This window comes from Streptomyces sp. SID13726 (genome assembly GCF_010548375.1).
In the GTDB taxonomy this organism is placed as follows: Bacteria; Actinomycetota; Actinomycetes; order Streptomycetales; family Streptomycetaceae; genus Streptomyces.
This window is the reverse complement of the sequence record NZ_JAAGLY010000027.1, coordinates 98,077-107,580: the sequence shown is the minus strand read 5'-3', so window position 1 is coordinate 107,580 and position 9,504 is coordinate 98,077. Positions and strand designations below refer to the sequence as shown.

Sequence of the window (9,504 nt, the reverse complement as noted above, 5' to 3'; positions counted from 1 at the left end):
GCGGTGCCGCTCCTCGACGCCGGGCCGGAACCGCGCGAGGGGCTGTCGCCGCGCGGCCCCTGCGAGCCGGGCTGCCCCTGCGGGCGCCGCTGCACGGCCCGGTCCGGGTAGGTGTCGGCGATGTGCCCGGTGGGCCGGTCCGCCTCGCTGCCGCGCGGCCCGGGCGGACGCAGATCCGGCAGACCCTGGGTCTCGCGGGCCGCGATCTCCTTGAGCCGCAGCGACAGTTGGAGCGTGCTCGGCCGCTCCTCGGGGTCCTTCGCCAGACAGGCGCGGATGAGGGGGGCCACCGCGTCGGGCACGCCGTGCAGCTGCGCCTCCTCGTGCACCACGCGGTACAGCATCACCTCGGAACTGCCGTGCCCGAAGGGCGAGTCGCCCATCGAGGCGTACGCCAGGGTCGCGCCCAGCGAGAACACGTCCGTGGCCGGAGTCACCGCGGCGCCGCGCACCTGCTCCGGGGCGAGGAAGCCGGGGGAGCCGACGGCGGTGCCGACATGGGTGAGGGTGGAGGCCCCGGTCGCCCAGGCGATGCCGAAGTCGATGATCCGGGGGCCCTTGGGGGACAAGAGGATGTTGGACGGCTTGAGGTCACGGTGCACCACCCCGGCCTCGTGCACGGCGACGAGCCCCTCCGAGAGGGCGGCGCCGATCGAGGCGACCTCGGCCGCGCCGAGCGAGCCCTCGTCCACGACCTTGTCGTGCAGGGAGGGGCCGGGCACGTACTGGGTGGCGAACCACGGGCGGTCCGCCTCCAGGTCCGCCGCGACCAGCCGGGCGGTGCAGCCACCGCGGATCCGCCGGGCGGCCGAGACCTCGCGCGCGAACCGCGACCGGAACTCCTGGTCCTCGGCCAGATCGGGCCGGATCACCTTCAGCGCGACCCGCTGCCCCTTGCGGTCGGAGCCCAGGTAGACGACGCCCATCCCGCCCGCGCCGAGCCGTCTGTGAAGCCTGAACGAGCCGACGACGCGCGGGTCCTCGCGCCTCAGGCGCATCATCGCCATGTTCATCCCCGCTGCCCGGTCCGTCTGACGAGCGACAGCTTACGTTTCCACGGGCCGCCGCGCGCAGGAGCCGCGCCCTCTCGTCCCGATGGATTGTCAGTGCCGGGTGGGAGACTTGAGGGGTGGTCAGGGGGCCGGAGAGCGGGCGGACTTCGGTTCCGGTGTGATCCCAACCACCTGTCGCAGAAGGGGGATTGAACACGTGAAGGGTGATCGCGTGGAGATAGTCGTGGACGCAGGGGACACGACGCGTACCTACGAGGTGGTGGCGAGCAGGGCGGGCCGCCGGGTGGAGACGGCGGTCCGACGAGGTGTCGTCGAAGTGAGCGAAGTCACGCGCAACGGCTCGGTGGTGCGCACGGCCCGCTTCATGGCGACGAGGGTGCTGGCACTGGTCGAGCAGCCGGTGCCGCGGGAGGACAGCTCGGAGAAAGCAGGGCAGACCGGGCGCCCCCTCCGGGAAGACCCCGAGACCTAGGTCTCCGTCTCCACCCACGGGAGTACTCCGCTGGTCATGGCTCATCCTCGGGGAGGCCCGGCAATCGGTACGAGGGCATGACGTGCGGCGAGCCCGTGACACCTAGATTTGAGGTCAAGCGGCGGGTGCAGCACTCGTCCCCCGAGGTCAGACACCCGCCGCTGCCAACGACAACAGAACGGTCAGGAGAGGGACCATGGCTCTTACGGCACCGCGGACACTGTCTCGCACACGTCAGCCCCGCCGTACGGGCCGTCGTCACCCACTGGTGGCGACACTCATGGCCCTCCCCCTGGCGGTCCTGCTCCTCGTCGTCTTCGACGGCTGGGAGACAGTGGCCACACAGGCGTCGTCCGTGGGAGTGATGCTGGGGCGCTGAGCGGCGACCCCAGGCCCGGAAGAGCGGTCCGGGCGGGGACATCCACCCATGAAACCCCGTGGGGACGGGGGTGCGGCGGACGGCAAAATGCCGGCGCAGCTGGGGAGCTGCGCCGGCATTGCTTTTGCCCCTGGCGGTTGCCTCCGGCGGTGGGGCCGGTTTCGTCTGCGGGTTCGGTGGGGGCGGGCGTTTTGCGCAGTTCCCCGCGCCCCTGGGGCCTGCGGCGGCCCGCTCGGCCCCGGTGGGGCCTGGTGTAGCGCGTTCGGTCCGGTGGTGGGGTCGGGGCCGGGGTGGGGGGTATCCGTCCTCGGTCCGGCGGCTCGGTCTCTTGAGTTGTGCTCGGTTATGGACGCCGGCCGCTGCGGGCGGACACCCCCCACCCCGTCCCCTTCGCGCCGTACGCGACGAACGGCCCGTCGTGGCGCAGGTCCGCTGCAGCTAGCTAGGGGCGCGGGGAACTGCGCGACCAGCCACGACGCTCCCGCACCCGCCAGACCACACTGCGAGGCACCCTCATAGGCGCCCGGCTCAAGCCCAGCGCAGCTGCCCGCGGGGAACTGCGCGACCAGCCCCCACTCACCCGCACCCACCACACAACAGAACCCGGCACCAAACCCTCCGTACCCTCGCCACCACACCCCCCGCCCCCAGGGAGCCCCATGACCGCTCACCCCCTCCTCACCGAGCTGACCCTCAGAGCAACAACCGAGGCCCACTCACGCAGCCCGGCGGCATGCCCCTGTGGCGCGAAAACCCTCGCCGACCGCCCAGACGCCACAGTCGTCCGGCACGCCGACACCGTGGCTAAGGCGCACGCCCCGGACACCACCCCCGCCGAACTGATCCCGCGTCTCCGTACAGCCGCTCAACTCCCCGGCATCCTCCTAGGCCCACTCCAGGAGACCCCGGTCGACCTGCACGGCAGGCTCGTCACGTTCTGGCCGTACGGTGAACCCGTGGACCCGGAGGACCCCGACGCCGCGCCCTGGGAATCCGCCGCCACTCTCCTCGCCCGGCTCCACAGGACCCCGGCCCCGCAGGACCTGCCGCCGATGCGAGGCCCGGTCAAGGCCGCCCTTGCCGTAGCGCGACTGCTCAAGAGCACCCGGCACACACCGCACCCCGCCGTCGCCCCCGTCCTCCGCGCATGGTCCACCCTCCCGCCGTGGGCCCGTGCCGAGACCCCCATGCGGGACACCACGACCCTCTGCCACGGCGACCTCCACCTGGGACAGCTGGTCCGGCACCCCGCCCCCGAAGGGCCGTGGCGTCTGATCGACGTCGACGACCTCGGCGTGGGCGAACCCGCCTGGGACCTCGCCCGCCCCGCCGCCTGGTACGCCTGCGGTCTGCTGGACCCCGAGGACTGGACGAGGTTCCTCGGCGCCTACCGCGCGGCAGGTGGGCCCGCGGTCCCCGCGGACGGCGACCCCTGGCCCGCCCTGGACGTCCCCGCCCGCGCACTCACCGTGCAGACCGCCGCCCGGGCCGTCGCGAAGGCCGTCGACGCGGGCCGTGCGCTCGACGAAGTGGAGCAGTCCGTCGTGGACGCCTGCGACCGAATGGGTTTCGCCCCGCCGGAGTTGGCGGACGATTTCGGGAAGTAGGGTGCAACCGACCAGGTCGGGACGGAGTCTGTCCTGGCGTAAGGCGAAGCAGGACCAACGGGCGAGGAGTTGAGCCGACGATGCAGTGTCCGAAGTGTCACGCACCGATGCACACGTACAACCGCAACGGTGTCCAGATCGAGCAGTGCAGCGGCTGCCGCGGGATCTTTCTCGACTACGGCGAGCTGGAGGCGCTGACCCGTCTGGAGGGCCAGTACGGCGGCGGCCCCGTCGTTCCGCCGCCCCCGGCCGCTCCGCAGTACCCGGCCGCGCCCGGCGCACCGGCCTGGGGCGCCCCGCAGCACGGCGGCGGTCACTACGGCGGTCATGGCGGTCATCACGGCGGCCACCACCGCAACCGAGGCTTCGGCCACATGCTGTTCTCCAGCTGACGGAGAGAACGAGGAAGCCCCCGGTCAGAGGGCCGGGGGCTTCGGTGTGTGCGCGATACTGGGATTGAACCAGTGACCTCTTCCGTGTCAGGGAAGCGCTCTCCCGCTGAGCTAATCGCGCGGGAAACCACGATCGGGATCGTGTGTACTGCGTGCGCGATACTGGGATTGAACCAGTGACCTCTTCCGTGTCAGGGAAGCGCTCTCCCGCTGAGCTAATCGCGCGGGTCAGACCTTCGACGAACTCTCGAAGATCCAGTGGACGATACTGGGATTGAACCAGTGACCTCTTCCGTGTCAGGGAAGCGCTCTCCCGCTGAGCTAATCGTCCTTGGAGGTGGAGACGGGATTTGAACCCGTGTAGACGGCTTTGCAGGCCGTTGCCTCGCCTCTCGGCCACTCCACCAGGAGTGTTGGGGGTTCGGGATGATCCCCCTTGCTCTTCCGAGCGAACGACGAGGTTCGAACTCGCGACCTCAACCTTGGCAAGGTTGCGCTCTACCAACTGAGCTACGTTCGCCTGTCCTTCCGGTCCGCTTGCGCGTCCCGGCGACGAGTTGAACTCTAGCGGATTCCGGGGCCATCACAAAAACGCGTTTGCGCAGCGTGCTGCGGTGCGCATGTCGGCGCACACGGTCAGGGCACCCTGAGGGACATGGCCAGGTCACCGGCAGGACACCCGCCATAGACTCGACCACGTGCTCGACCTCGCTCCTCTCGCCCGTTTCGGCGGCCGCGTCGCCACCGGTCTCCTCGATGTCACCAGCGACCCCGCGGCCCTGGACTCCACCGGCTTCTGGGCCGTCGCCGCGGACTTCGAGGGCGGTCTGACCTGCGCCCGCTTCGCCGACGTACGCCGGGAACCGGTGCCCGCGCCGGTGCCGGGGGAGTGGCGTGGCCCCGCGGCCGGTGACTGGACGTCGTCGCTGGATCGCGCCGCGTACATGGAAGGCGTACGGCGGATTCGTGACCGTATCGCCGCCGGCGAGGTCTACCAGGCCAACCTCTGCCGTGTCCTGACCGCGCCCCTCGCACCCGGCGCCGACGTGGACGCGCTGACCGCGCTGCTGGCCCGGGGCAACCCGGCGCCGTACGCAGGAACGATCCGGCTGCCCGGACACGGGGTGGAGATCGCCACCGCGTCCCCCGAGCTGTTCCTGCGCAGGGACGGGCGGGTCGTGGAGTCCGGGCCGATCAAGGGCACCGGGCGGACCGAGGACGACCTGCTCGCCAAGGACTACGCCGAGAACGTCATGATCGTCGACCTGGTGCGCAACGACCTGGGGCGGGTGTGCGCCACCGGCAGTGTCACCGTTCCCGACCTGTGCGCCGTCGAGAAGCATCCGGGGCTGGTCCACCTCGTGTCGACGGTGCGGGGCGAGCTGCGGGACGGCGCCGGCTGGCCCGGGCTGCTCGGGGCCGCCTTTCCGCCCGGGTCGGTCACCGGCGCGCCCAAGTCCAGTGCGCTGCGGATCATCGACGCGCTGGAGACCGCGCCGCGGGGGCCGTACTGCGGCGGCGTCGGGTGGGTCGACGCCGACCGGGGCACGGGGGAGCTGGCCGTCGGTATTCGCACCTTCTGGACCGACCGCGCGGAAGGCGTGCTGCGGTTCGGCACCGGCGCCGGGATCACCTGGGGGTCCGACCCCGAGGGGGAGTGGCGGGAGACCGAGCTGAAGGCGTCCCGGCTGCTCGCGGTAGCGTCGGGAACGTACGAGGTGAGCGGAGAGGGACTACAGACGTGAAGATCTGGCTCGACGGCGGGCTCCAGGATATCGAGACCGCCCGCGTCTCGGTCTTCGACCACGGACTGACCGTGGGCGACGGCATCTTCGAGACCGTGAAGGCGGTGGACGGCCGTCCCTTCGCCCTCACCCGGCACCTCGACCGGCTGACCCTGTCGGCGCGGGGCCTCGGGCTCCCCGAGCCGGATCACGACGAGGTCCGCCGCGCCTGCGCCGCCGTACTCGAGGCGAATCCGATGCCGCTGGGGCGCCTGCGGATCACCTACACCGGCGGCCACGGTCCGCTGGGCTCCGACCGGGGCGAGCACGGGCCGACCCTGGTGGTCGCCCTCGGCGAGTCCGCCCCGCGTCCGGACTCCACCGCTGTGATCACCGTGCCGTGGACCCGCAACGAGCGGGGCGCCCTCACCGGGCTCAAGACGACGTCGTACGCCGAGAACGTCGTAGCGCTCGCACGCGCGCGTGAGGCGGGCGCTTCGGAGGCGCTGTTCGCCAACACGGTCGGGCGGCTGTGCGAGGGCACCGGGTCGAACGTGTTCGTGGTGCTCGACGGCGAGATCCACACCCCGCCGGTCGCCTCCGGCTGTCTCGCGGGCATCACGCGCGCGTTGGCCGTCGAATGGACCGGGGCCCGGGAGACCGATCTGCCGCTGGACGTCCTGGAGCGGGCCGACGAGGTCTTCCTCACCTCGACCCTGCGGGACGTCCAGGCCGTGCACCGCGTCGACGCCCGCGAACTGCCGGGCGCGCCGGGCCCGGTGACCGCCAAGGCCATGCGGGTCTTCCAGGAGCGGGCCGGGGACGACCTCGATCCGTAAAGCCCCGGATATTGAGCTGACCTGGCGCGCGGCAGCGGGTAGAACTCCGGTGATGACCACCACCCTGCGGCCGACCGAGCCGCTCCAGCGCGCCGCCGACGGGGCGCTGTCCCGCCACTACAAGGTGTGCGTGAACAGCCGTCCCGTCGGAGCGATACACCTCGCGACCCACCCGTCCTTCGGGCCGACCGTCGCCCAGATCCGGGACCTGCGGATCGAGGAACCGGACCGCAGGCGCGGCCGGGGCACGGTCGCCGCGCTCGCCGCCGAGGAGGTGGCGCGCGGCTGGGGCTGCAACCAGGTGGAGATCAGGGTCCCGGCCGACGCCGACCCGGCACTGCGGCTCGCCACCATGCTCGGCTACGTCCACCGCAACCGCGGCATGGAGAAGCCGATCGCCGCCGCGCCCGAACTGCCCGAGGGGAGCCTGGCCCGGCCCATGACGGAGGCCGAGTTCGGGCCGTGGACACGGCGCGGAGTCGTCGAGTACACCCGCGACTGGAGCGAACGAGGCGTGCCCGAGCCCGAGGCCAGGGCGCGCTCGGAGAAGGATCACGAGCACGTGGTGGAGCGCGGCCTCGTGACGGAGAACGCGCTGTACAGCGTGCTGGAGCACGACGGCGTCCCGGTCGGGATCCTCTGGGTCGAGCTCTTCGACGGCAAGGCGTCCGTCCACGACGTGGAGACCTACGAGGACTTCCGGGGCCGCGGGCACGGCCGTTCCCTGATGCTGCTGGCCGAGGCCCAGACCATCGCCTCCGGCAGACGGCTTCTGGGCCTCAACGTCTTCGCGGGCAACACACCGGCCGAGCGGCTGTACGAGTCGCTGGGGTACGCGACGGTGGGTTACTCGATGTACAAGAGCCTGCTCTGAGGCGGGCTCACCCCTGACCGGCGAGCAGCCGGTCCGCGATCTCCTCGATCCGCTCGCGCAGCCCGTCCTGGCTCTGGCCGCCGTCGAGCCGTTGGCCGTCGATGACGTACGTCGGGGTGCCGGTCACCCCGATCACCTTGCCCTCGGCCTGGTCGGAGTCCACGATCAGGATGTGCCGGCCGTCGATCAGCGCGGTGTCGAACTCCTCGGCGTCGAGCCCGAGTTCGCCGGCCACCTCGACCAGGAAGGGTTCTCCCCCACGGCCGAGGTCCTCGACCCGTCCGAGCACGGCCTCGACGTACTCCCAGCCCTTGCCCTGCTCCACGGCCTCCTCGGCGGCCTGGGCGGCGGCGAAGGCGTACTTGTTCTTCTCCAGCGGGAAGTGCCGCAGCCGCACCTCCAGACGGTCGCCGTAGCGGGCCCGCAGGGCCTGGAGGTCGGCCAGCGCGGTACGGCAGTCCGGGCACTGGAGATCGCACCAGATCTCCAGGACGGGCGCGGTGGAAGGGGCGGGGGAGGAGTCGCTCATGGTCACAGTCTCCCAGCCCGGGCGCGCGTCGCCGTCATCGGTACGGCCTCTGCCGGGGCATCGGTACGGCCGTTGCCGGGGCACGCCTCGCCCTCCCCCCACCCCCCCACCGGTACGACCTCCGACCGGCACCTTCGGAGGAGCCGACCCGGAGATGTCCCTGATGTCCTGCCGGAGCATGGCCCGGCGGGGGTCGGGAGGTGCAGGATGGATAGGGACGAAGTGGCACGCAGACCGTCGAGCCCTGCCTGGAGGACCGGATGATTGCCGAGACCGTCTGTTCCGCCGTAGCCGCGGCCGGCCTGGGCATCGCGGCGGTCACGGCGTACCGCAAGCGCTTCCTCGCGGCCACCCGCATCGCCGCGTACTCCCTCGTGCCGCTCGGCCTGGTGATGACCGGCGTCGTCGACTGGCTCGCGGACACCGCGTTCAGCCCGACGGCCTGGGCGGGCTTCGGCGTGCTGGGCCTGTCCTGGGTGCTGTTCTCGACCACCCGCGCGGTGGAGCGCCGACGCGGCGGCACCCGCAAGGAGCGCAAGGCGGCCCGCGGTGCCCGGCAGGAGGCGGTGGCCCCCGCTGCCTCGGCGCCCTCCCTCGGCCCGGCCGCGACGCGCACCCCGGCGGCCCGTCCCGCGGGCAAGTCCAGGGCCACGGCGACCGCGGGGGACGACTTCAGCGACATCGAGGCCATCCTCAAGAAGCACGGCATATGAAGGTCGCCTGACGAACTGAAACGTTCGCAGTGGATCCCGGCCCGTCCGTAAGCGATCAAGACCCGATCCGGACATCACGGAATTCGGCGAACTCCCGCTCATTCCGGGCGTGTTGATCGCGCGGCGGGTGCCGACTGCGCCATCATCGCCGCGAGATGCTGGACACGAAACAGAGCGACGCCGCGCCGCCTCAGGACGAGCCGCGTGGCTGCCTCTTCGCCCTTTCCCAGCCACCGCTGATGATCTTCCTTGCGGTGATCGGGTGTCTGCTGCTCATGGCTGCGCTGCACGATCTGCTGCTGCTCTGAGCCGTTCCCGTGGTCCCCGGCGCCACCCGCCGGGGCCACGTCGACACCACCGTGCGGATGTCAGCCCGCGGCTTCCTTGCGGCGCGCCCGGTACGCGGCCACGTGCAGCCGGTTTCCGCAGGTGCGGCTGTCGCAGTAGCGCCGGGAGCGGTTGCGGGAGAGATCGACGAAGGCCCGCCGGCAGTCGGGCGCCTCGCAGCGCCGCAGCCGCTCCTGCTCACCGGCGACCACGAAGAACGCCAGCGCCATCCCGCAGTCGGCCGCCAGGTGGTCGGCGACGGAGGCGCCGGGGGCGAAGTAGTGCACATGCCACTCGTAGCCGTCGTGATCCGTGAGCTGGGGCGTGGTGCCGGCGGCGGCGACCAGCTCGTTGATCAGTCCGGCGGCGGCCCGGGCGTCCGGGGCGGCGAAGACGGAGGCGAACTTGCCGCGGATCGTGCGCACCGCCGACAGATCGAAGTCCGAGAGAGCCCCGACATCGCTGATTTCGTGGTTTCGTACGAAATCCTCCAGCGTCACGACATCGGGCAGCGCGTCCGGTGCCGTGTCGTCCTCCGGTGCGGTGTTCACCAGGTCGACCACGGTGTCGAGGGCGCACCGGGTGTCGTGGGTGATCAGCACGTTTCGCTCCCTGGCCTGGGACGGGCGGACGCC

General features: G+C 71.7%; 12 protein-coding genes and 5 tRNA genes. 9 read left to right on the top strand and 8 right to left on the bottom strand.

The features are described 5' to 3' along the window. Positions 1–1,013, bottom strand: a 1,013-nt coding sequence (locus G3I78_RS40570; protein ID WP_164434322.1) for a serine/threonine-protein kinase, incomplete at its 3' end; no start/stop codon positions are given. Between the two features lie 196 nt (positions 1,014–1,209). Between G3I78_RS40570 and G3I78_RS40565 the strand changes: the two genes are divergently transcribed. From G3I78_RS40565 to G3I78_RS40550, 4 genes are all read left to right on the top strand, one after another. Further along, the gene (locus G3I78_RS40565; protein ID WP_007380750.1) at positions 1,210–1,485 is read left to right on the top strand and encodes a hypothetical protein; all 276 of its coding nucleotides are present in this window, start codon (positions 1,210–1,212) and stop codon (positions 1,483–1,485) included. A gap of 196 nt (positions 1,486–1,681) precedes the next feature. Then, entirely contained in the window at positions 1,682–1,864 is a 183-nt protein-coding gene (locus tag G3I78_RS40560; protein ID WP_028809711.1) for a hypothetical protein, read from the top strand. Positions 1,865–2,523: 659 nt separating this feature from the next. Further along, a complete protein-coding gene (locus G3I78_RS40555; protein WP_164434320.1) occupies positions 2,524–3,471 on the top strand; it encodes an aminoglycoside phosphotransferase family protein in 948 nt (315 codons plus the stop codon). 80 nt (positions 3,472–3,551) lie between these two features. Then, the gene (locus tag G3I78_RS40550; RefSeq protein ID WP_031054045.1) at positions 3,552–3,863 is read left to right on the top strand and encodes a zf-TFIIB domain-containing protein; all 312 of its coding nucleotides are present in this window, start codon (positions 3,552–3,554) and stop codon (positions 3,861–3,863) included. A 49-nt stretch (positions 3,864–3,912) separates the two neighbouring features. Here the strand turns inward: G3I78_RS40550 and G3I78_RS40545 are convergent. The 5 genes from G3I78_RS40545 to G3I78_RS40525 all read right to left on the bottom strand — a co-directional run bounded on the left by G3I78_RS40545 (position 3,913) and on the right by G3I78_RS40525 (position 4,383). Further along, positions 3,913–3,984, bottom strand: a tRNA-Val gene (locus tag G3I78_RS40545). A gap of 32 nt (positions 3,985–4,016) precedes the next feature. Continuing rightward, positions 4,017–4,088 (bottom strand) — tRNA-Val (locus G3I78_RS40540). Between the two features lie 34 nt (positions 4,089–4,122). After that, positions 4,123–4,194: transfer RNA gene (locus G3I78_RS40535), tRNA-Val, on the bottom strand. Between the two features lies 1 nt (position 4,195). Beyond that, positions 4,196–4,269, bottom strand: a tRNA-Cys gene (locus tag G3I78_RS40530). Positions 4,270–4,310: 41 nt separating this feature from the next. Next, positions 4,311–4,383, bottom strand: a tRNA-Gly gene (locus G3I78_RS40525). A 178-nt stretch (positions 4,384–4,561) separates the two neighbouring features. On the opposite strand from G3I78_RS40525, the gene G3I78_RS40520 reads away from it, so the two are divergent. The 3 genes from G3I78_RS40520 to G3I78_RS40510 are packed head-to-tail and all read left to right on the top strand — an operon-like array spanning position 4,562 to position 7,300. Then, positions 4,562–5,608, top strand: coding sequence for a chorismate-binding protein (locus G3I78_RS40520; protein WP_164434319.1), 1,047 nt, complete (start codon positions 4,562–4,564; stop codon positions 5,606–5,608). Further along, complete coding sequence (locus G3I78_RS40515) at positions 5,605–6,426, top strand: aminodeoxychorismate lyase (protein WP_164434318.1); 822 nt, start codon at positions 5,605–5,607, stop codon at positions 6,424–6,426. The genes G3I78_RS40520 and G3I78_RS40515 overlap by 4 nt, the downstream gene beginning before the upstream one ends. Positions 6,427–6,475: 49 nt before the next feature. Continuing rightward, positions 6,476–7,300, top strand: coding sequence for a GNAT family N-acetyltransferase (locus G3I78_RS40510; RefSeq protein WP_164434317.1), 825 nt, complete (start codon positions 6,476–6,478; stop codon positions 7,298–7,300). A 7-nt stretch (positions 7,301–7,307) separates the two neighbouring features. On the opposite strand, the gene G3I78_RS40505 is transcribed toward G3I78_RS40510, so the two are convergent. Continuing rightward, positions 7,308–7,829, bottom strand: coding sequence for a DsbA family protein (locus G3I78_RS40505; RefSeq protein WP_164434316.1), 522 nt, complete (start codon positions 7,827–7,829; stop codon positions 7,308–7,310). Positions 7,830–8,089: 260 nt separating this feature from the next. Between G3I78_RS40505 and G3I78_RS40500 the strand changes: the two genes are divergently transcribed. After that, the gene (locus G3I78_RS40500; RefSeq protein ID WP_164434315.1) at positions 8,090–8,542 is read left to right on the top strand and encodes a hypothetical protein; all 453 of its coding nucleotides are present in this window, start codon (positions 8,090–8,092) and stop codon (positions 8,540–8,542) included. 155 nt (positions 8,543–8,697) lie between these two features. After that, positions 8,698–8,850: a hypothetical protein gene (locus tag G3I78_RS51380; protein ID WP_199314715.1), complete on the top strand. Its 153-nt coding sequence runs from the start codon at positions 8,698–8,700 to the stop codon at positions 8,848–8,850. A 60-nt stretch (positions 8,851–8,910) separates the two neighbouring features. Here the strand turns inward: G3I78_RS51380 and G3I78_RS40495 are convergent, their stop codons facing one another. Further along, on the bottom strand, positions 8,911–9,471 hold the full coding sequence (locus G3I78_RS40495) for a CGNR zinc finger domain-containing protein (protein ID WP_164434314.1): 561 nt from the start codon (positions 9,469–9,471) through the stop codon (positions 8,911–8,913). Positions 9,472–9,504: the final 33 nt, after the last annotated feature.